This window comes from Arcicella aurantiaca (assembly GCF_003148625.1).
GTDB classification, from domain to species: domain Bacteria; phylum Bacteroidota; class Bacteroidia; order Cytophagales; family Spirosomataceae; genus Arcicella; species Arcicella aurantiaca.
Map to the genome: position 1 here is coordinate 110,198 of NZ_QGGO01000002.1, position 22,050 is coordinate 132,247.

The 22,050-nt window shown below is 34.3% G+C and carries 22 protein-coding genes; 6 read left to right on the forward strand and 16 right to left on the reverse strand.

All coding sequences use genetic code 11. The features are described from left to right. Positions 1 to 80: 80 nt before the first annotated feature. From LV89_RS02125 to hpt, 5 genes are all read right to left on the reverse strand, one after another. A complete protein-coding gene (locus LV89_RS02125) occupies positions 81 to 578 on the reverse strand; it encodes a hypothetical protein (RefSeq protein WP_109741212.1) in 498 nt (165 codons plus the stop codon). A gap of 179 nt (positions 579 to 757) precedes the next feature. Further along, complete coding sequence (locus LV89_RS02130; RefSeq protein ID WP_109741213.1) at positions 758 to 1,333, reverse strand: 5-formyltetrahydrofolate cyclo-ligase; 576 nt, start codon at positions 1,331 to 1,333, stop codon at positions 758 to 760. A 233-nt stretch (positions 1,334 to 1,566) separates the two neighbouring features. Next, positions 1,567 to 3,039, reverse strand: a complete 1,473-nt coding sequence (locus tag LV89_RS02135) for a DUF4301 family protein (RefSeq protein WP_109741214.1) — start codon at positions 3,037 to 3,039, stop codon at positions 1,567 to 1,569. A 145-nt stretch (positions 3,040 to 3,184) separates the two neighbouring features. Then, positions 3,185 to 3,916, reverse strand: a complete 732-nt coding sequence (locus LV89_RS02140; protein WP_229201458.1) for an SIMPL domain-containing protein — start codon at positions 3,914 to 3,916, stop codon at positions 3,185 to 3,187. 73 nt (positions 3,917 to 3,989) lie between these two features. After that, positions 3,990 to 4,532 (reverse strand): hypoxanthine phosphoribosyltransferase, encoded by a 543-nt coding sequence (hpt, locus tag LV89_RS02145; protein WP_109741215.1) that lies wholly within the window; start codon positions 4,530 to 4,532, stop codon positions 3,990 to 3,992. A 159-nt stretch (positions 4,533 to 4,691) separates the two neighbouring features. On the opposite strand from hpt, the gene LV89_RS02150 reads away from it, so the two are divergent. Then, a complete protein-coding gene (locus tag LV89_RS02150) occupies positions 4,692 to 6,209 on the forward strand; it encodes a DUF4394 domain-containing protein (RefSeq protein ID WP_109741216.1) in 1,518 nt (505 codons plus the stop codon). Between the two features lie 198 nt (positions 6,210 to 6,407). Then, positions 6,408 to 7,646, forward strand: coding sequence for a tetratricopeptide repeat protein (locus LV89_RS02155; RefSeq protein ID WP_109741217.1), 1,239 nt, complete (start codon positions 6,408 to 6,410; stop codon positions 7,644 to 7,646). 77 nt (positions 7,647 to 7,723) lie between these two features. Here the strand turns inward: LV89_RS02155 and LV89_RS02160 are convergent, their stop codons facing one another. Continuing rightward, positions 7,724 to 8,416, reverse strand: a complete 693-nt coding sequence (locus tag LV89_RS02160) for a DUF2306 domain-containing protein (RefSeq protein ID WP_109741218.1) — start codon at positions 8,414 to 8,416, stop codon at positions 7,724 to 7,726. A gap of 348 nt (positions 8,417 to 8,764) precedes the next feature. Next, a complete protein-coding gene (locus LV89_RS02165; RefSeq protein ID WP_109741219.1) occupies positions 8,765 to 9,310 on the reverse strand; it encodes a thioredoxin family protein in 546 nt (181 codons plus the stop codon). Positions 9,311 to 9,522: 212 nt separating this feature from the next. Between LV89_RS02165 and LV89_RS02170 the strand changes: the two genes are divergently transcribed. Further along, positions 9,523 to 10,560 carry an ion channel gene (locus tag LV89_RS02170; protein WP_109741220.1) on the forward strand — a complete coding sequence of 346 codons (1,038 nt, stop codon included), beginning with the start codon at positions 9,523 to 9,525 and terminating at the stop codon, positions 10,558 to 10,560. A gap of 7 nt (positions 10,561 to 10,567) precedes the next feature. Here LV89_RS02170 and LV89_RS02175 read toward each other — a convergent pair whose 3' ends face one another. After that, complete coding sequence (locus tag LV89_RS02175; protein ID WP_109741221.1) at positions 10,568 to 10,894, reverse strand: LytR/AlgR family response regulator transcription factor; 327 nt, start codon at positions 10,892 to 10,894, stop codon at positions 10,568 to 10,570. Positions 10,895 to 11,107: 213 nt separating this feature from the next. After that, on the reverse strand, positions 11,108 to 11,317 hold the full coding sequence (locus LV89_RS02180; protein WP_109741222.1) for a hypothetical protein: 210 nt from the start codon (positions 11,315 to 11,317) through the stop codon (positions 11,108 to 11,110). A gap of 164 nt (positions 11,318 to 11,481) precedes the next feature. Between LV89_RS02180 and LV89_RS02185 the strand changes: the two genes are divergently transcribed. Further along, the gene (locus LV89_RS02185) at positions 11,482 to 13,422 is read left to right on the forward strand and encodes a tetratricopeptide repeat-containing sensor histidine kinase (RefSeq protein WP_109741223.1); all 1,941 of its coding nucleotides are present in this window, start codon (positions 11,482 to 11,484) and stop codon (positions 13,420 to 13,422) included. On the opposite strand, the gene LV89_RS02190 is transcribed toward LV89_RS02185, so the two are convergent. The 4 genes from LV89_RS02190 to LV89_RS02205 are packed head-to-tail and all read right to left on the reverse strand — an operon-like array spanning position 13,361 to position 17,211. Beyond that, on the reverse strand, positions 13,361 to 15,070 hold the full coding sequence (locus tag LV89_RS02190) for a T3SS effector HopA1 family protein (RefSeq protein WP_109741224.1): 1,710 nt from the start codon (positions 15,068 to 15,070) through the stop codon (positions 13,361 to 13,363). The genes LV89_RS02185 and LV89_RS02190 overlap by 62 nt on opposite strands. Positions 15,071 to 15,113: 43 nt before the next feature. Next, positions 15,114 to 16,031: a phosphotransferase family protein gene (locus LV89_RS02195; protein WP_109741225.1), complete on the reverse strand. Its 918-nt coding sequence runs from the start codon at positions 16,029 to 16,031 to the stop codon at positions 15,114 to 15,116. 15 nt (positions 16,032 to 16,046) lie between these two features. Next, on the reverse strand, positions 16,047 to 16,517 hold the full coding sequence (locus tag LV89_RS02200; protein WP_109741226.1) for a hypothetical protein: 471 nt from the start codon (positions 16,515 to 16,517) through the stop codon (positions 16,047 to 16,049). A 34-nt stretch (positions 16,518 to 16,551) separates the two neighbouring features. Beyond that, positions 16,552 to 17,211 (reverse strand): response regulator, encoded by a 660-nt coding sequence (locus tag LV89_RS02205; protein ID WP_109741227.1) that lies wholly within the window; start codon positions 17,209 to 17,211, stop codon positions 16,552 to 16,554. Between the two features lie 241 nt (positions 17,212 to 17,452). On the opposite strand from LV89_RS02205, the gene LV89_RS02210 reads away from it, so the two are divergent. Beyond that, positions 17,453 to 18,367, forward strand: a complete 915-nt coding sequence (locus tag LV89_RS02210; protein ID WP_310588755.1) for a S66 peptidase family protein — start codon at positions 17,453 to 17,455, stop codon at positions 18,365 to 18,367. Positions 18,368 to 18,572: 205 nt separating this feature from the next. Here the strand turns inward: LV89_RS02210 and pnuC are convergent, their stop codons facing one another. The 3 genes from pnuC to LV89_RS02225 form a co-directional block, all read right to left on the reverse strand. Further along, positions 18,573 to 19,151, reverse strand: a complete 579-nt coding sequence (gene pnuC, locus LV89_RS02215; RefSeq protein ID WP_109741229.1) for a nicotinamide riboside transporter PnuC — start codon at positions 19,149 to 19,151, stop codon at positions 18,573 to 18,575. 93 nt (positions 19,152 to 19,244) lie between these two features. Further along, positions 19,245 to 19,925: an endonuclease III gene (gene nth, locus LV89_RS02220; protein WP_109741230.1), complete on the reverse strand. Its 681-nt coding sequence runs from the start codon at positions 19,923 to 19,925 to the stop codon at positions 19,245 to 19,247. Positions 19,926 to 20,021: 96 nt separating this feature from the next. After that, positions 20,022 to 20,378 carry a YraN family protein gene (locus LV89_RS02225; RefSeq protein WP_109741416.1) on the reverse strand — a complete coding sequence of 119 codons (357 nt, stop codon included), beginning with the start codon at positions 20,376 to 20,378 and terminating at the stop codon, positions 20,022 to 20,024. Positions 20,379 to 20,573: 195 nt separating this feature from the next. Between LV89_RS02225 and LV89_RS02230 the strand changes: the two genes are divergently transcribed. Next, positions 20,574 to 21,878 carry an NCS2 family permease gene (locus LV89_RS02230; RefSeq protein ID WP_109741231.1) on the forward strand — a complete coding sequence of 435 codons (1,305 nt, stop codon included), beginning with the start codon at positions 20,574 to 20,576 and terminating at the stop codon, positions 21,876 to 21,878. Positions 21,879 to 22,050 lie beyond the last annotated feature (172 nt).

The window sequence follows — 22,050 nt, forward strand, 5'->3', positions numbered from 1 at the left end:
TTGTTAAACGTATGACAGATTTTCAACCTGTCAAGAGAAACTGATACCTATTTGACAATTTAGAAACCTGCTCTACATTATCAAAAACTATGCACAAACCCCACTCCTACTATCGCTTGATTATCAAAAGATTTATCAAAAACCAAGCCTACTTTATTCTCTGCAATAATTTCGTTGTAACGTTTTATGGCTTTCCCTAAATGCTTTCCCGACTTAAAATTCAAATAACCTGAAATTAAAGCTGTTCCTCCAAAAACGCTCCAGTATATTCTATTCGATACTTTTTCACGATTCAGAACTGTATAAAGTGAAAAACCTGCCGTAAGTAAATTAAGCGTTTGAACTAACTTTCGTTGTTTTTTGAAAGTCAAAAACTCAACATTTACTTCGGTATCTCTCGCCTGCAACAATGGAATTTGTAAGGCTAAAGGATTTTCAAGAGTTTGTCTATCATAGATAAATTTTGTACTCAAAAACTTATGTCTTACCTCAATAGGAAACAAACTTTTCCTATCAAGTTGACCATAAGATTTTGAGAAAACACCTATCAATAAAAAAAGTAATATTCTTGTTTTCAAGGCTTTATCTATCTAACCACGAAAACAAATATTATTTGTCTATTTCGTGTTACAATTCTCATGAAAAAGTCCGCAAAATTACTCTATAAAATTGGAAGAGAAAAGGGAAATTAGAGATTAGCGTTTAGAGTTTAGAGACAAACAGCATAATCAATTGATTATCAAAACATTACGACATTTTAAAATTTGTAAAAATTTGAGTGGCTTATACAAAAATCCATTTTTACATCAAATTTATTTACGTCTTCAATTTGTTCTATTGGTTCTTCGAGACAAATGCCAACTTTTAAGGTTTCGGGGCGACATTGGTTTAAAAATCTATCATAGAATCCTTTTCCATAACCCACTCTATTGCCTTGTTGGTCGAAAATGAGTAGCGGAATAATTACTAAGTCTATTTGATTGGGCTGAATTTCTGTTAAATTTTCTCCAGAAGGTTCTAAAATCCCCCAATGATTTTTAGTTAGATTTTCTTCGTCTAAAAGAAAATGTTGCATTTCAAAAGTAGAAGGAATAATTCGTGAAACTACCATTTTTATTTTAGCATAATTACGCTTCAATTCTTTGATTATCAAAAATGTATCTATTTCATTTTGCTTTTCAATCGGCAGAAAAATATGCAAATATTCTACCGATTCAAGATTTATTTCTTGAAAAAACAAGTCTTTAATTTCTTCGCTTTTTGATTTTACTTCTTCTGGAGAAAGCGTTTTTCGTTTTGCGAGATAATATTTTCGGAGAGAGGATTTATTCATAGTTTACTTGAGCGTGGACGCTCAAATTTGTTCAAACGTTGGCGTTTGAACAAGTGGTTATCAGCAGTAATAAAAATCAAAACGTACCACAATGAATATTATGGTACGTTTTGGAAAATAGGAACCTCCCGAAAGTTTAAAACTTTCGGGAAATTGAACAGTAAACTCCAAATTCTCATCTTTATTTTGAAAGTGCCAAAGAAGAAGTTTAGAATGGTAATCCTAACCCCTAATTATTGATGTTCGTCTCTCAATAAATCATTTACCGTTTTAACAGGATTGAAAGTTATTAAAGGAACTTCGACAAAAATGGTATTCCAGTCAGCCATTGAGCCATTCCAAAGTCCTGGAAGTTCTTGTGCTTGAAGGTCTTTCCCATCTTTTGATTTTTGAGTAACGAATCCCGTTTTAGGGTCACGATATTTCAATAAATCGAATTTTTCGTTACGATAATTCTTCATCGAACAAATTAAATCAACAGGATTAAAGTGCGTTGAGTTATTGAAAATTGCTTTTTGTGCAGCATCGTCCATATCAACTTGTGCTGATTCTACAATTTGAAGTGATGTTGTTCCATCAGGATTTTTACACCAGAAAGGTCCTCCACCGGGTTCGCCTGTATTTTTCACAACACCACAAACACGTAACGGACGATTGAGTTTTCTTTGGAAATACATTACTTTCTCATTATGATTGAAACCTTCGTAGCCAATTGGAGGCAACACACAAAGTTCTTTCTCGAAGAAATTTGAAAGTTCAAGTAAAAGTGGCTCAGAAGCCCATTCTTTCAGTTGATATTGGTAGTCAAAAATACGGTCTTGATATTTCAATAAAACACCTGCCAATGCTTTTTTATAAGCGTAAGTTGGTTGTTTAATGCGGTCTGGAACGACGTTATCAATATTTTTGATAAAGACAATATCCGCAGAAATATCATTTAAGTTTGCTAACAAAGCACCATGTCCTGCTGGGCGGAACAATAATGAACCATCTTTTTCACGGAATGGCGTATTGTCCATATTTACCGCAATGGTGTCGGTAGAACGGCGTTGTTCTGAAAATGAAATATCGTATTTTACACCGTAAGCTGCTTCATAATCTGGTACAACTTTGTTCAATAATTTCAAGAAACGGCTTAAATGCTCTGGAGAAACCGTAAAGTGTAATTTCACCTTTCCGTTATTGTTCGCATAGTTTGCTCCTTCCACTAAATGTTCTTCTAAGGCTGTTCTTGAGCCATTTTCATATTTATGGAATTTCAATAAGCCTTTTGGCAAAGTGCCATATTCTAAACCTTTTCGGGTAAGATAGTAGTCTGCAACGGTTGTATTATCAGCACCTTCAGGTACTACTTTGTTCAAGTCGTCGGCAAAGGCGAAGTCTGATAATTTGTCAAAAAATTGGTCAGTTGATTTATCCGATTTTCCTTCTTCCAAGAAAGAAAACAAGGATTTAAACATTCGTGTAGCAGCTCCAGAAGCAGGAACAAATTTCAAAGGAGTTAATTTTGCGACCTTACTTTCATACAAAGATTTCAATTCTGATAATTCTTCTTCTGATAATTGCGTTACGCCGTCATTTGGTGTAGCCGCTTTTTGTAATTGCATGAAAGGAAAGCCCTCTTTAAAATCATTGATTTGTTGGTAAACAGTCTCTAAATCAATTCCTAATTCATGAATTTGGGTGAAATCTTTTTCTAAAAACATAGTCTTGGGTTGAAATCTAATAAGGTAATAAATAAAAATAGCACGACTCTTGGAATCGTGCTACTAAGATAATATTATTTTGGAGTTTATGAGTTTTTGAGTTGAAAGTTTATGAGAGAACTATCACCTTAAACTTAGAAAGTCTCTACTTAATCCTAAAAACTGCTTTGATTTCGTAACGAACTTTAATTTTTTGTACGTCAATCGTACTTTCAGGCATTGCATCGGCAGCCATTTCCATTTTGGCACTACGCATCATCATGTTTGAATACGCAACGGGTTGAGGGCTATATCCATTGTCAATTTCGATAATCTCGATGGCTTCTCCCAATTGTTCGCCTATGCCTTCCAAAAGATATTTGGCTTTTTCTTTCGCTGCTTGCAAAGCCTTAATTTTGATGTCACGACGAAGTTGCTCTATTTTAGAAAATTCATAGCGGTCGATATTAATACCAGCTACGCCTTTTTCTTCAACTTTAGAAACGATACCGTCTATTTTATATAGATTTGGTACTTTCAAGATATAGTTTTTAGTTTCTAAAAAGGTTGTTGGTTTCTTTTTGCCCCACCATTCACGATACCCATTGATTGCTCCGATAGTAAAGTTTTCTTTCGGAATGCCAGCTTCTTCTACGGCTTTTTGGAGTTGTTTTTCCAAAACCATAATATCCACTTTATTCTTGTTGTCTTTCTCCTTGAAATATTCACGTAGAGAAATACTCACAAAGATTTCATCTGGCAGAACTTCCTGTTCGGCACTGCCATTCACTTCGATTTTTTTAACGAGCGGTTTTTCCATTGTTTGTTGTGCATTGCCCACAAAAGCTGTTGCGAGCATTAAAGTACTAATTGCAAGAGTTTTTATTAATCTGTTCATTGTATTGGTTTGTTTGGTTTTCTGTTTAACGAGGCTTTTTTGTAGAAATTATCTATTAACAAAACATTAACGTTTAGGCGGGACAGAGGACATACAAATCCGATAAATTTCTGCCTAATCCGTCATAATCTAATCCGTAGCCTAACACAAATTTATTCTCAATTTCAAAACCTACGTATTCAACTTCAAGGGGTTGTTTTAAAGCTTCTGGTTTTTGAAAAAGAGTTACTACCGACAATGAGGCAGGATTTTGAGCCATTAATTGTTGCTTAATTTCAATCATGGTTAAACCTGTATCCACGATGTCTTCAACCACCACAATATCTCTTCCTTCGATATTTTCTAACAATCCCAAGATTTGATGCACCTTCCCCGACGATTCTGTGGCTTGATAAGACGACACTCTCAAAAAAGTAATTTCACAGGACACGCTGATAGATTTCATCAATTCGGCAGCAAACATAAATGAGCCATTAAGAATAGCTAAGAAAAGTGGACGTTTGCCTTCATAATCTTGATTGATACTCGATGCTAAGGCAGCGATACGATTTTCGATAACGGATTTTTCAATAAAAACTTCAAAATGTTTATCGTGTACTTGAATAGTTGGTTTCATAAATGTTGATTCAGTTTTAACAAAAATAAGGAATAGGCTTTGGCTAAAAAAATCTTTAACAGTGAAGCAATTGATTTACCCATTTATCAACTGAAACAAACCGAAACATTGAGAGTCTCGTATATTGATTTGAACATTAAACCTTAAAAGATTTTATATATGAAATCAACGAAATTCACCTTATTGATGGTTGCCTCCACTTTTGTTGTAGGCTCTATTGTATCATCTTGTAAAAAAGACGATTCTGTTGTTACACCTGCTAAACCAGATGTAACTTTTTATGCTCTCGCTGACGGCAAACAATTACTAAAAATAAATGCCATGAATTCTGAAATGGCAACGGCAACAACGCCCATTACTGGCTTGATGACCAATGATGCTTTGACTGCCATAGATTTTCGTCCTGCTACGGGAGAATTATATGGCGTAAGTTCTCAGAATCGTTTGTATGTTATCAATCAAGAAACAGGAATGGCAAGAGTTATTGGTACAGCAGCACTTAATCCAACCATTAGCGGAACTGCCGTAGGGCTTGACTTTAACCCAACCGTTGATAGAATTAGATTGGTAACTAATACAGGACAAAATTTGCGTTTGCATCCAGAAACAGGAGCAGTTGCGGCAACTGATGGAGCAATTAATGGAGGTACTACTCCAACGATTGAATCAGTAGCTTATACCAATAACGTAGCAGGTGCAACCACAACTATTTTGTACGACATTGACCCAAAATCTGATAAACTTTACAAACAAGACCCACCCAATAACGGTACATTGGTAGAAGTTGGAGCATTGGGCGTAGATGTAACCATGTCAGCAGGTTTTGATATTAATCCTGCGGGAGACGTTGCTCTTACTGCCGTAATGGTTGCTGGGAAATGGGAGTTGCATCAAGTAGATTTAACAACGGGCAAATTAACGAAATTGGGTAATTTACCAACTGGAAACATTACAGGCTTGGCAATTCCAACATCACCTGTGGCTTATGCGATTGATGAAACTAACAATTTATTGATTTTCAATCCCATGAATATTGGTACACCTGTTAGCAAAACCATCACAGGTTTACAAACGGGCGAAATGATTTTAGGCATAGATTTCCGTCCTACAACAGGTCAATTATACGGTTTAGGAAGTACAAGTCGCCTTTATGTTCTTAACACATCTTCAGGAGCGGCAACAGTAGTAGGCACTGCCCCATTTGCAACTTTATTATCAGGTACTTCTTTCGGTTTTGACTTTAACCCCACCGTTGACAGAATTCGTTGTATTAGTGGTTCTGGACAAAATCTTCGTTTACACCCTGAAACAGGAGCAATTGCTGCGGTTGATGGAGCGTTAAATCCGGGAACGCCAAACATTGCAGCATCGGCTTATACGAACAATTTTGCGGGAGCAACGACAACAGTCTTGTTCAATATAGATGCCACAACCGACAAATTAACCAAACAAGACCCACCCAATAACGGTACGCAAGTAGAAGTTGGAGCATTGGGAATTAACGTTGAAACCGCAGGAGGATTTGATATTACAAGTCGTGGCGGAGTGGCTTACGCAGCCCTAAAAGTTGGAAACACTTCATCAATATATACAATCAATCTTACTTCTGGTGCAGCTACCAAATTAGCAGATTTACCAAGTTCAGTAAGAGCTTTTACAGTAGGAACAGGTTTTTAGTAAGTAAAATCAAAATTCGAGAAAAGTCCCAAGGTAATTTATCTTGGGACTTTTTCATTTTAGCGAAATTGTATTTATCAAAACAACGTCATTGATTAATTAAGGTCAAATGAATGTAGTGATTTTTTAAGTATCTTATTCCGATACTTTTTACCGTCGCTTTTCGTTAATTTTGCACAAAAAGAATGAAACTCTGACATGAAAAACATATTGAAATCTCATCATATCATCAAAATATTTACCCTTTGTTTGTGCTTATTGGTACAGTCACAAACGGTAACGGCTCAGTGGTGGAAAGACACCGAAAAAGCCGAAAATGAACGTTCTAAAGGAATGTTATTGCTTACCAATGAAGTACAAATTGAAGCAACCACGGCTATCAATCACATGTATAATTTTAAGTTTTATGAAGCAGAAAGAGAATTTGGGTATTTAAAAGTAAAATATCCAGACCATCCGCTTCCAGACTTTTTATTGGGATTGATGGAATGGTGGAAGATTGTACCCAATACAGAAAATGCTCTTTACGACGAAAAGTGTTTGGGCTACATGGATAAAAGTATCGACAAAGCCATGAAGATTTGGGATGATTCTGAAAACCCCGAAGCCGCCTTTATTATGGCAGCCGCTTTTGCTTTTAAAGGTCGTTTACATTCTGAGAGAAAACATTGGTCGAAAGCCACTTTTGCTGCTAAAAACGCTTTGAAATATTTAGATAAATCAAGAAGTTTTGCAGATTTTAGTCCAGAATTAATGTTCGGTGACGGACTTTACAATTACTATTTTTATTACGTAAAAGAAAATTATCCTTTGCTTCGTCCTGTGCTTTGGTTATTTCCAAAAGGTGATAAACCAAAGGGAATCAAGCAGTTAGAAAAAGTGAGTTATAATGCCTTTTACACTCGTACCGAAGCACGCTATTTTCTTTTGCAAATTTATGGCTTAGAAAACATGAATGATAAAGCCTTAGATTTATCAAAATATACCCATGAGGCATACCCTGACAATCCATTTTTTCATCGTTTTCATGCTCGTTGTGCTTTTGTATCGGGCAGAATCGGGGAAGCTAAAGAACTGTCAAAAAGCATTTTAGCTAAAATTGACGAGCATTATCCTGGTTATGAAGGCGTGAGCGGACGTTATGCAGCCTACATTTTGGCATATTACGCTTACAATTATGATAAAGACTATAAAACTGCCAAAGAATATTATCAGAAAACGCTGACTTTTGCTAAAAATACAGGCACAACAAATTCTGGATATTATTGGTCGTCGATGTTGGCATTGGGAAAAATTGCTTCGCAAGAACAAGATTATGATACTGCAATCGAGTATTTCAAACAAGTTATTGAAGATACCGACCGCAAAGCTACCCAGCGTGACGAAGCAAAAAAACTATTAACAGAAGCGAAAAAAGCACGTAGAAAAATGAAGTAGATAAGTGTCTGAACTATGATTTTTAGGATTCATGGATTTTAAGATTTATCAATCATAAAATCCATAAATCTTATTAATCATAGTTCAGTCTCCCTTTTCTCAAATTTCTTCAAATAATAAACTCTTGTTCTGGCAATAATGATTCCTCCAATAACTCCCGGGGCAATCCAAACCACTAAACCCGGAATAAAAGGTGGATTATTAACCACCAAAAACGCCGTAACCGTAGCAATATACGAACCTCCCATGCGTGAAATATGGTTTTGAAACCAGTAACGTACAGGAACAGGCGTTCCTTCTTCACTTTTTATTGACTTTCTTCCTGCAAAAATCTGTAAATCTTCAAAAACCAAAACAAACATAAATATCCCGAAAACAAGGAACAAAACAGTATAAAAAACATTGTCCATTCTGAAAGCTAAATAACTAAAATAGACCATTGCTAAAGAACAAATTACCCCTAAAACTGACGCAAACCAATCGAGAAAAATAGGTTTTCCATTTTCTTTCCGATGAACTAATCTCGCTCCTGTGAAAGTATTATAAAAACTAAAAACGGCGATTCCAGCCAAGAAAATAAGATTTAGTTTCATCTGAAATCGTAATAATGCCGTGAGGGCAACCACAAACATTGCCCAAAAATAAACCCTGCCCCAAAGGATATGAGCTTTGCCTCCTTTTTTAGAGAACATCGGAATAAGTCCTGTAACTAAAGCAAGAAAACCTGCGACAATATGAAAGTATAAGGTGATTTTTAAGAAGTTTTGCATAGCATTTTAATCAGAATAGAAGTTTTATTTTGGAGGAAATAAGTAGGGATTGGGTGAATTGGTTAGCTAAGTTATACCTACAATTACTATTTACGATTAATTCGATTTACGATTAAAACCCCTGTTCGTCAAGGTTACGTACCCCGTCTAAATCGAATCAATCGTCAATAATCTTGGAGATAACTTAATAAATCCTTACCAGCTACGGTCGCCCTACTAAAAAGGGAAATTAAACAAGAAAAAGGAAAATTCAATGGAGATTTTCAGAGATATTTAATGGTATAAATTCAGTATTAACCATAAAAAAAGCCTTGCGGTTGGCAAGGCTTCTCAGGATTGAAAGGCAGTTTATTTCTTTCCTTCTCCGTATTGTTTTGGATAAATATCTTTTTGGTATTGCTCCCAATTACCTTTTTTGTAGTGGTCATCTCCAAAAAACGTAATTACTTGATGAAACTGCGGTGCTTCTTGAAAACCGGGAACAGGCTGAATCATATTAAATTTTTCGTCTAAATACACGATAGTTGGGAAAGACATTTTCCCCTGCAAAAGAGCCACACCTGCTTGATTATAACCATTTTGCCAAATATATTTTTGCGTACCAATTCTAATGGTATCTTTTATCTCTGCGTCTAATTTTACGGCATAAAATTTTTCATTGACAAAATTCGCCACTTTATCATTCGGGAAAGTACGTTGGTCCATCACTTTACACCAACCACACCAGCCTGTATAAACATCTACCAAAATTTTGCGTGGTTCTTTTTGGGTTGCAGCAAAAGCTTCTTCAAGCGTCATCCAATGGATTTTTTGTCCTGCGTGTAGATTAGCAGTTTGAGCATCAACGACAAATGTTAATGAAAAAAATATGGCAATTAATAAAAAAACTCTCATTTGAATTAATGATTAAATTTTACACATTCCTTAGACGACGAATGTTTAGTCATTGTAACGTAATTTCAGACAAAAATAATTCATTTCGTATATGTTTTTGCACTGACAATCAATATTTTCACGGTAATTAACTTTATACGTTTGGAAGAAAGATGAATAATGAAACGAAAATCTGTCTAAATAGGTTAGTGATTTATTAAAACTGCTCAAATATGAATTTACTTCACCCCAAAAAAGATAAACTTGTTGAAGCTGAGGAAAAACGCCGAGACTTAGGTTTTGGAACTCAGATAAATGACCCCGATACTCGTTTGTTGAATCGTGATGGGAGTTTCAATGTAAAACGTGAAGGTGGCGGTTTTTGGAGTGAACTAAACATTTTCAATCGTTTGGTGGTGTGTTCGTGGGGAAGGTTTTTTGAATTAATTGCTTCATTTTACTTAGTTCTAAATCTAATTTTTGCAGGCATTTACGAAATAGTTGGCATTGAAAATCTACAAGGGGCAGACATGACGTCGGTACGAAGTAGATTAATGGATGCGTTCTTTTTCTCATCTCAAACGCTCACAACGGTTGGTTACGGACGCATTGCTCCGATTGGTTTTTGGGCAAGTACAGTCGCAGCGGTTGAGTCATTGTTAGGATTATTGATTTTTGCCTTAGCTACCAGTTTGTTGTACGGACGTTTTTCAAGACCTGTGGCACATATTTTATACTCCGACAAAGCCATTATTTCACCATACCTTGATGTAACAGGTTTTATGTTTAGAATTGTCAATGAACGAGCCAATCAGCTCATTGACCTACAAGTGGAAGTTGCCATGTCAATTCTTGAAAAACAACCTAATGGCAAACTTCTGAGACGATATTATGGCTTAGATTTAGAACGAAGTAAAGTTAATTTCTTCCCGACTAATTGGACAATTGTTCATCCAATTACCCAGACGAGTCCGATGTTTGGTTTAGGAAAAGAAGATTTAGTAAAATTAGATGCAGAGTTCTTGATTTTGATAAAAGCAACCGAAGATACTTTTAATCAGACTGTTCATTCACGTACCTCCTATCATTCTCGTGAAATTGTAGCAGGTGCAAAGTTTTCGCCTATGTTTAGCGACAAAGAAGGGGCAGGCGTTGTAACATTAGATTTAACAAAAATCTCAGATATTCAAGAAGTTAGTTTAAGTAGCGAATACGTTCCTACTGTAAAAGAAGTAGAAATTGGCAAACAGAGTGATTTTTTTATTGGGTAATAACGCCTTATTCTCCCAATAAAAAATTCCTTCTTCTTCTACGAGCAATGGGAAGAACTGTTTTATTAGCAAGCACCACATAATCACTTCCAACCTCCACGATAAACTTACGATTGACCAAATGCTTGCGACTAATACGAGTGAAGTTTTCAGATTCAGTTTTTTGCTGAATAAATAATAATGTATGTGCTACAATTTTTGACTGTCCAGACTTGAAGTGAATCCAAGTATAATTAATATCTCCTTCAAAATAGAGGATTTCGTTGGTATAATACTTCACTTTATTACCCAAAATCAAAGGCATACCGAATAAATTAGCGATAGTTTTTTGCATTTTTTTATAAGTTAGATTGGTAAGCTATAATCGAACCTGTTTAAACTTTCTGTTTTGAGATATAAAGTATTGTATTTTTGAAGTCTTTAAACTGAAATTTTTAAACCCCAGTGGAACTGCATAGCAGAGCTACGTTGATAAAATTTTGGTTTAAAGGATTCTAAAAGACTTAGTTTTAGCCGAAAGAGAAAGTTTAAACAGGTTCATATTCAATCAGTGTTTTTCACCCTCCCATCCACTAATAATCCATTTATTATTGTCAATAAAAACATTGCTTTCTTTCAGCATATCAACAAGAATATGGAATTCTGATGGAGGAATTTTGCCAAAAACATGAGACATTTGCGTTTCATCAATGGCAGTAAAGTATCCTTCTTTACCCTCTATATCCCAGCCTATTGTGTATTTTACTATTCGTTTCATCCATTATTATTTTCGGACTTTATCCTATTCAAAATTAGATTAGAAACTCAATCTGAGAAATACCATCAAAGTAGTATTTTCAGTAAATAAACTACTGTCTATCAGGTAGTTTTGTCGTATTTTCAAAATATTATTCGTATTTTTCAAGACAAAACATAGCCCTAATGAAGTCCATAAATACAATTCTGCTTTTTCTATTATTCATAAACCTTTCTCATGCCCAAGAGCCATCAAAACTTGATAGCCTGAAAAAAGTATTAGCTCATTTGCCAGCAGAAGGAAAGTCTTTTGCGGGGGATACTTTGCGGGTGCGGGTTTTGTGTGAGATGGGGGAGCGTGGAGGTATTTCTTTAGGAGATTCGGCTTTTCCTATTGTAGAAAAAGCTCTTAATATTTCTATTAATAGCAATTGGAAAAAAGGAATAGCAAATGCTCAAAATGTTTTGGGATTACTCCATGAGATAAAAAATGAATACATGGTTTCAATTGATTATTTCTATAAAAGCTTATCAATCAGTATTGAAATAAATGACAAATATTTAATCGCAAAAAACTACCAAGCTTTGGGAGACTGTTATTCATTACTTGGAAATTATGAAAAGGCAATCGATTTCAATCTAAAAACAATAGCTATTTATAAAAACCTTAAAGATTATAAACTATACGTAAGAGGATTAAACAACTTAGGATTAGCGTATCATGATAAAAAAGACTTTAGAAAATCTATCATGTATTTTCAGAAAGGATTAGCCCTAAATAAAACGTTTCATTTCTATAATCTTGACAATATTTTTCTCGCTAATCTTGGTTTATCATTAGTACAAATAAAGCAGTATGAACAAGCTATCAGTTGCTATAATAAAGTATTGGAGAACCATAAAGGTAATTACGGCTATAATGATATAATTATCCTGATTTCATTAGCGGAAGCATTTGCATACAAAAAACAACCAGCAAAAGCACTCGACTATTTAAAAAGTGCTGAAACCCAAATGAAAACAATACAAGGTATCGACGATATTTTGCTATTCTTTTCAGAGGTAAGTTATAAGGTTTACAGTCAATTGAATCAACCCGAAAATGCACTCAAAAATTATATTACCTACAATGAGATAAAACAAAGAAACTCTAAGCAAGATGTTGAGAAAAGAATCCAAAGTTTGCAATTTGAGTTTGACAATAAGAATCAGCAAAAGGAAATTCAAATTTTGAAAAGAAATGGACTTATCGCCTTCGGAGTTGTCTCAATCTTAGTAATTTTTGGGATAATACTTTTTCGAATAAATAAAAAATTAGCTTCAAAAAATATGACTATTGAGAGTCAAAAAGAAGAAATTGTTAAGGCTAACGAACAATTAGGGCGTTTTAATAATGAGTTGGAAGAGAAAGTAGAATTAAGGACATCAGAATTGAAGCGAGCCAATGCAGACTTACTCAAAAAGAATGATGAAATTATGGCAGCTTTAGTGGAAGGACAAAAAATTGAGAGGAAGCGAGTTTCAGAAGAATTGCATGATAATTTAGGAAGTACCATTTCAGGAATTAAATATCGTTTACAAGCATTAAATCTGGTAAGTTTTACATCGAAAGAAAAGGAAATTTACACCAGTATTATGCAAATGATGACTGATGCTTATTCAGAAGTAAGATTAATATCGCACAATTTACTGCCAGATGAATTTGAAAAGAAGGGACTAAAATCAGCCTTAGATAAATTAATTCATGACTTAAATTTTAGTAATAATTTTAAACTAACCTTAACTTTCAAGCAACCAAAATCACCTTTAGGTCAGAAAATAGAAATAGAACTTTATAGTATTTGTTTAGAATTAGTTAATAATATCATCAAACACTCTGGAGGTAACCAAGGGGAGATTCTGATATTTTCAACAGCTAATAATGTAATTTTGAATGTAAAAGATAACGGAAAACCCTCTTCTGAACTAAAAGAGGGTTTTGGGTTAAAGAATATAAAAGCTCGTATTTCAAAATTAGAAGGAGAAATAGATATCCAACAAGATGAATTTGGAACAGATATTATTATTAAGATTCCTTTTGCTGAGGCGGTTCTTCAAACAAACTTGGGCAATAGACAAATAACATAATTATACCCATTTGTAATTTTCCTTTTGAAGTTGGACAGTATTCGTAGTTAGTAAATTTATTAGTAATAGGATAATTAGGTTTGGCATATTTATAGTAAATTCTTGTTGCTTCTCTAAATACCTCACTCTTAGAAAGCTTCATAATATCAATGCCATGAATATGTTCAGAAGTAGTATTAGCGGAACTCCAAGAATCAATAAATTCATTGACATTATCTTCAATCATACTGTATATTTTTGTTCTATCAATGGCAATCTTTTGGAGAAAAGTCTTTGACTTACTAAACAATGAAGAAACATCGGCTTCATCAATCGAGCTTAAACTATCCAATATTTCTTGATATGATTCTTTACTCTCTTTTAGTAATTCTTTAAGGTTCTCACTATAGTTGGTCTGGTTTTTTTTATAATCACCTACTTTTTCTTCTATAATTCTTATAACTTTTTGGGGAAATCTACTTCTATTGTATTTAATTTTCAATAATTTGTCTAAAAAGCTAAAAATTTCAAGCTTCTCATTTTCATCTAACATTTTATAAAACTTCTGTCCACCGTCTTCATTATACGAAAACCATGTAAAGGTATTCTTGTCTATCCAAACAGCTCTTTCCATTAATTCAAGACCGCAGTTTAACGCAACACGATTATAAGGAAAATAGTAAATCTTCCCTATCCTCATATCGAAAACGTTTTCTTTCGATTCTTTATCAAAACTATAATCAAAATTAGTGTATGGATTTCTGTAAAATTCTTCGGTATTATATCCTTTAGTTTTAATATAATCAATTATTTCATCAATAGAAACTGTTTTATTATTCTTTGCTATTTCATTAATGGCTTCATAAACTAACGCACACCTGTGTTCTCCAAAACTATCTTTCCCAGCAAAAAAAGGGTCTTCTGCAAATCCAACACCTTTAGCAATTTCCTTCACAAAAAGTGGAATCTCTTTACGTAAAATATCCGTATTCGCTTTTATTAATGAAATTATAAATTCAATAACATAAAAATAATGATTTTGTGCAACGTAAAGCACAAGCGTATCTGCACGTCCAAAATTGGCTAATTTGTGAGGGGTTTTATATTGAAAAGGAATCTTCCGTTGGTTAAAATACTCTCTGATTTCGTTAGTTAACGTTCTTACTTTTGATACATCAGGCACTAAACTGAAGTAAAACCTAATGATAGGTTGATTTGTATTCCGTAAAAGATATTCACCATAGGTATAAACATAAAAGTTTTCAATAGCTAATTTGATTTTCTGAGGATAGTAAACATAAACAAATTCTTTGTATCTGTCCTCTTTCTTGCTTTCTTCTGCTTCTCCTCCATCAACATACATTCCTGGCTTTAAGATAATGTTAATACCTTCTTGAAAAGCCATTGTTTGCCCTTCTTTTATGGCTATTTTATTTTGAGAATCCTTAAACCAAAAGCGTCTAATATTGAAATCTTGAAAGAAAGGTTTTACATTTTCAATTACTTCGTCACTCTGTACTCCCAAAAGAGGGATGTTTTTTTTGTAGCTCTCATACATTTTATCCTTAGCATTAGAACAACCTACTATGTTTTTTATATCAATTATATCTTCTTTGATAGGAAAAGCCTGCAATAATGTTCTTATATCATCTTTTAATAATTCTGACATTTGAGTAGGGGATTTAAAAAGTATAAATAGAGTTTTTGTTGGTTCAACTTAATAGTGTATCAATGTTCTTAAAATAGTATTCCTCATCAAATAAATAGAAACTATGAATTTTGAAAATAACTTTTAATTGCTCTCTTTTAGTGAAATCAAATTTAGAATCATATTGTAAAAGGAAATATTCAACATAGTCTTTTATTTGGGGGAAATTACCTGTTAACTCTAAGTTAAAAAATGGAGAATCTCCCATCGTCAAACAGATTACTCGAATAACAGAGCATAAGTCAAGATATGGATGTCCCATTTCAGACATTTCCCAGTCAATAATCTTCACATCGCTATCTTTTATTAGAACATTAGCCCCGTTCAAATCATGATGAACCAAACATTGAGAAGAATTCCAAACGTTTTCAAATAGTTTCCAAAATGGAGCAATAGGGTAATTGGCTTTAATATGTTCCTCCCATTTTTCAAGAGGATATTTTTGTGGATTTTCTTGGCTATGAATTATTGTTTTCTTATGAATTACTTTTAATCTCGTTGCAAGCGTTTTTAAAATGTTTTTAATTGTTTCAGAGCCAAGTTTTTTACAGTTTCTCAATTTTAATGAAATAGGTTCATACCCAACAAACTTTTCAATAATGATAATCTTATTTTGATAATCATAGAAATGTAGCTTAGGCATAAAATCTAAGTCTTGCCTTAAAGCTGTAATTTCCGACAAGAAGAATTTATTTTTTTCTTCAACGTCAATTCCAAATTGCTTGAAAATCAAGCAATTTGAAGCAGACTCTTGTAATTCAAAAACTAAATTATTTGTACCTGAATCAACATCTAAAACTATATAGTTTGATAAATTAGTCAGTAAATAGTTAAATTCTTTATCTCTCTTTTTTTCAAGATAATTATTAGTTCTTACCCAAGTTAAATACTCAAGAACAGAATATTTAGATAAAATAACCATATTGTTTTCTATGTTTTAGCAAGGGTATCTGGAAGTAGAACAATTGACACTTTTTGCAGTAAATGTTAGGTCTTTTAAAGTTTCCCTTTTTTTCATAATGTAATTCTTGAATTTTGTATCATTTAGCCGAGAAATTTCGTAGGAGTCAGCACTTTTAAATGTCTTATCTGAATTTGATATTACCAGATAACCTGTGGTGTCATCTTCCAAATTTACCTCAACTGTAAAAACTTTATGTTCTGTTGCAGCAACATCATTTTGTGTAACAACAATCTCATGTTTAGTTTCCTCACGATTAATAATTGTACTTTTTATGACGTGCCATAAAATATAAAGTTCAGAATCTTTATCTCTATTATTGTTGATAGAATTACCATTTGTAAGAAGAACTTGAAGCGTAATAAAATCTTCAGTACTCCCAGTAAAATTTTTCAATTCGTCATTGAAAGATGATAATTCTTTACTAATCAATGCTTGTACTTTCATGAGTTATTTATATTTAAAAGTTAAAAATCAAACCCTACACCCCCTCAACCAACCCATGCTTCAGTCCCCAACGCATAAGTCCTATTGCAGTGCTTACGCCTACTTTTTTCATTAAATTTCGCCTGTGTGTTTCTACGGTGGTACTACTTATATGGAGGTGTTCGCCTATTTCTATGTTACTGAGGTCTTCTACGATGAGCTTCAAGATTTCTATTTCTCGCTTTGTTAGAGGTAAAATATCTTCTACTCTTGTTTTCCCATTCGGACTTTGAACGTCTTGGATTTCTGCCAATTTCTTGATAATCTTTTCACTGAAATATTTTTCGCCCGATACTACTGTTTTGATGGCTTTGATAAGCTCTGGTTTTTCGGCACTTTTCATTACGTAACCGTGTACGCCTGCCTGTATGGCTTCTCTGATGTGTTGTGCTTCTTCGCTCATGGTGAGCATGATAATGGAGCTTGAAGACGATTTTTCTTTTAGTTTTATCGCCATCTCTAACCCATTCAACAAAGGCATGTGAATGTCTGCTAAAACAACATCTACCTCATTATTTTCAATAAATTGTAGGGCTTGCCAGCCGTTACTTACCATTCCTACAATTTCAAATTTTTCAGTCGTTTCCAAAAGCATACTCAAACTTTCGGCTACTAAATGGTGGTCATCGGCAATTAAAATTTTTATAGATGGCATATCAAAGCATTTGTTACTCAGGAATTTATAAAAAAAATTGCGAAAGTACAACCTTTTTTAACTGTACAAATTTCAGTTCTAAGCATTGAAGATAAAATACTGACTAAACAGTATGTTTTTACTTTTCTCTACCTTCTAAACAGTATTTTTGGGGTTATTTATTCTACGGATTTTACCGAAGACTTAAATTTGAATTAGTAGTAAGTCTCTGTAATTTTGTAAAAATTAAAACTCTCATATTTTGCGACCAACTCCATTACAAAAAGGTGATTCCGTAGGCATTGTAGCATTAGCCTGCAAAGTAGATTTCGAAATGCTAAAACCTTCTATTGAATTAATGCAGGAAATATGGGGTTTGAATGTAGTTATCGGTGAATCTGTGATGAGTGCATATCACCAATTTGCAGGCACTGACGACGTTCGGACAGAGGATTTTCAGTTGATGTTGGATAATCCAGAAATCAAGGCTATTTTTTCTGCTCGTGGTGGTTATGGAAGTTCTCGTTTATTAGATTCAATTGATTTTACGGACTTTCAAAAATCACCAAAATGGGTTGTTGGTTTTTCAGATATTACGGCTGTTCTATCTCATATCCACCTCCTTGATATTGAAAGTTTACACGCTACCATGCCCAAATTATTCTTGCAAGAAGGCGGAGAGGAATCATTAGAAAGTCTGAGAAAGGTTTTATTTGGAGAAGCACTCAATTATGAAGTTAATATCCATGAAATGAATCGTTTGGGCATGGCAAAAGGGCAATTAATCGGTGGAAATCTTGCCATTTTATCTCATATTACGGGTTCAAAGTCTGATATAAATTACGACGGTAAAATCTTGTTTTTGGAAGATGTCAATGAATATCTCTACAGTCTTGACCGCATGATGATTCAGTTGAAACGCTCAGGAAAACTGAAGAATTTAGCAGGTTTAATTGTTGGTCATTTTTCAGACTGTCAAGACAATGACGTTCCTTTTGGGAAAACTGCCAATGAGATTATTCAAGAAGCAGTTTCTACTTATAATTTCCCTGTTTGTTATGGTTTCCCTGTTGGGCATGAACCCGAAAATTGGGCTATGCCTGTGGGTCGGGAAGTAATTTTGGAGGTAAAAAATGATGGCGTTTTTTTGAAGGATGTTAACAAGATTCAAAACTAATGCTTAAACAATCTCTAAGATTTTAAAAAGTTTTCTGGTAATTGGATTTGATATTTTTGAGTAGGGACGAATAGCATTCGCCCATTGTACAGGAGTTAGACGAATGCTATTCGTCCCTACATAAAATCTCCATATTTATTATCATTGAAAATTTTTCTTCAACTACTTAAAATCATAAAATATCATCAATCATAAAAATCTTAGTTTAGCTTACCTGCATAGATTTTCGCCAATCAATTATGCCTTTAATGGGCAATAGAATGAGTATGAAATATAAAATACTTGTTCCGTAAAGTCCTCGTGAAAAATACACTCCCACATAAAAAATATTTGCTACAATCCATACAGACCAGTTTTCGATGTATTTACGAGCCGCCATCCATGTAGCTACCAAACTCATGGCTGTCAAGAATGAATCCATATACGGAATACTTGCGTCTGTATTTTTACTGTGAAAATAACCCGAAGCCAAGGTAAAAATGCCTAAAAAAGCAAAGCAAAATAGAGCCATTTGCTTCGAGATTTTACTAACTGAAAGTGTTGTTTTTTGCTTCCCGCCAAATTTCCATTCGTACCAACCATAAATACTCAAAACGATAAAAACCAATTGTAATTCCATATCGGAATATAATTTTGATTGGAAAAAGGTTACTGCATAAACTCCAGAGGCAACAATTGCCCAAAACCAGCCCCAAACATTTTGCTGAGTATTAAGCCAAACGCAAAGAACAGAGGTAATAATTCCAGCAACTTCAATCCAATTTTGTTGTAAATATTCTATCATTTTTGAGGTATGTTTGGTTTTGCCACTAAGGCACGATGACACTAACAACGTCGTCAGCGTTTTGAACGCTGACTACGTTTCTATAAATAATCACTATTTAGCTGCTTCCTTCTCTGCGGCTTTCATCACTTTTCTTTCCAATGCTTCAAAATGCTTGCACAAGCCTTTCAAAGCACATTCTCCGCATTTGGGCGAGCGAGCCACGCAGATATAACGCCCATGTAAAATCAGCCAATGATGAGCAACGGGTACAGATTCTTGCGGAATATATTTGATTAATTCTTTTTCAACTGCCAAAGGAGTCGTTGCGGATTTTGGCACTAAACCAATACGGTGAGAAACCCTAAAAACGTGCGTATCCACTGCCATTGCAGGCTGATTATATATGACCGAAACAATCACATTTGCCGTTTTTCGACCAACTCCGGGAAGGGTTTGCAATTCTTCAATTGAACTTGGTACTTCCGAATTATATTCTTTCACCAAACGCTGAGCCATACCAATCAAATGTTTGGCTTTGTTATTTGGGTAAGAAATAGAACGGATATATGAAAAAACTTCGTCAAATTCTGCTTTAGAAAGAGATTCTGCATCAGGAAAACGCTCGAAAAGTGGAGGCGTAACGATGTTCACACGCTTATCGGTACATTGAGCCGACAAAGACACGGCAACTAATAATTCATAAGGATTTCGATAAGCTAATTCAGTTTCTGCAATCGGGAAGTTTTCAGAGAAATAGCTAATCAGTTGTTTATATCGGTCTTTTTTGAGCATTGTTTTTAAGTTATGAAATATGAATGATGAGTTATAAATGAAACGATAATCGAAAGAGTAAAACTCATAACTTATCACTCATAATTCATCACTCTCTTAATAAAAAGCATCTTCAAAATGGATAATTTCAGGTTCTTGGTTGGGTTTAAAAACGACTGAAATAATATCAAATCGAATTTGTTGTTGCCAATTGGTACTATAAACAAAGTTTCCTGCCGCCTTTGTTACCAATTTTACTTTATTCTTTGTAACATTAATTTCAGGGTTGCCAAATTTAGTGTTTGTCAATGATTTTACTTCTACGAATATTAGAAAAATATCCTTTTTCACGATAATATCAATTTCGGCACGACCATAACGATAATTTCGTGCAAGGATTTCATAGCCTTTTTGTTCTAAGAAAAGAGTCGCTAAATCTTCTCCATTTTTGCCAGTTTCAAGGTGTTTTGCCATAATTTTTGATGTTCGATGTTCGTTTTTTGATACTTTGGATTTGTAGAAAATAGAATGAAAGTTTTGCCGTAAAATCGTAATTATGAGTACAAATAACCAAACTGCCACCTACTTTCTCAAGATACCTCATATTGATTAGCCAATCAAAAAATCTTTGATTAAATTTATCAAAACATCAATTTACTGAATTAAAATATGTCTCCAACCACACAAAAAACTGAAATTCTTGCAGGTGTAAGTTCATTTTTAGCCACCATGTACATTATCGTGGTCAATCCAGCGATACTTTCTCAAACAGGAATGCCTTTTGCGGCGGTGTTAACAGCAACGGTTTTACTTTCATTTTTTTGTAGTTTGATGATGGGTTTGTATGCCAAAAACCCAATCGTCGTTGCTCCCGGAATGGGCATGAATGCCTTTTTTACTTTCACTGCCGTAAAAGGAATGGGTATTAGTTATCAAGTGGCTTTGGGTGCTGTGTTTTGGGCGGGCGTTTTGTTCATGATTTTATCGGTTTTCAACGTCAGAACGCATATTGTTAAAGCAATTCCCAAACCTTTACGTTTTGCTATTTCCGCAGGAATTGGTTTGTTTATCAGCTTAATAGGTTTTGAAAATGCCAAATTTATTGTGTCGAATCCTGCCACTTTAATCGGGATTGCTAATTTGAAAGACCCGATTGTATTAACGTTTTTATTCGGATTATTTCTGACTTCAATCTTGATAATTCGTAAAGTTCAAGGCGGAATCATTATTGGAATTGTCTTGACTACTCTGCTCGCCATTCCGATTGGGCGATATTGGGGAGATGCTTCTGCCGTCAATTTCGGACAAAAAGCTTTGGTTAATTTTCAAGGAATTTTTGCCAAACCAGACTTTAGTTTAATCGGTCAATTAGACCTTGTTGGGTCGTTGAAATTCTCGCTACTTCCTGTAATTTTTGCTTTCGTTTTTACGGATTTATTCGATAGCCTTTCAACCTTTGTGGGACTTGCCGAAGCGGCTTATTTATACGATGAAAGCGGAGAACCTCGCAATGTCAATCAATCTCTTTTGACTGATGCCGTTGCCACTTTATTAGCAGGAATTTTAGGGACAAGTCCGGGGACGGCATACATAGAATCCGCAGTAGGAATTGAGCAAGGCGGGCGACGTGAACTGACCGCCATCACGGCAGGAGTTTTGTTTTTACCCTTCATGTTTTTATCACCTTTATTATCCATTATTCCCGCCATTGCCACCGCTCCTGCTTTGGTAATTGTGGGAGTTTTTATGGTAAAACCAATCACAAAAATCAATTGGTCGAAATTAGATGATGCCATTCCTGCTTTTTTAGCCATGATTTTAATACCATTTTCGTACTCCATCACGCAAGGAATTATTTGGGGGTTTCTGTCTTGGACAATCTTAAAAGTTGGAACAGGAAAATATAAAGAAGTATCCACAACGCTGTGGATTATTGATTTATTTGCGGTTGGGGCGTTGTTTTGGGGACATTAAAATTGTCTGAACTGAGATTGGTAAGATTTAAAAATTTTAGGATTGAGAAAGAATAAATATCCATTACTTAATCCTTTTTGCCGTTGTCTGTGTCTCCACAGACGACTCCGATTTATCGTCTGTGGAGACACAGACAGTAGAATTTAAAATATATTCACGATGAATAACTATA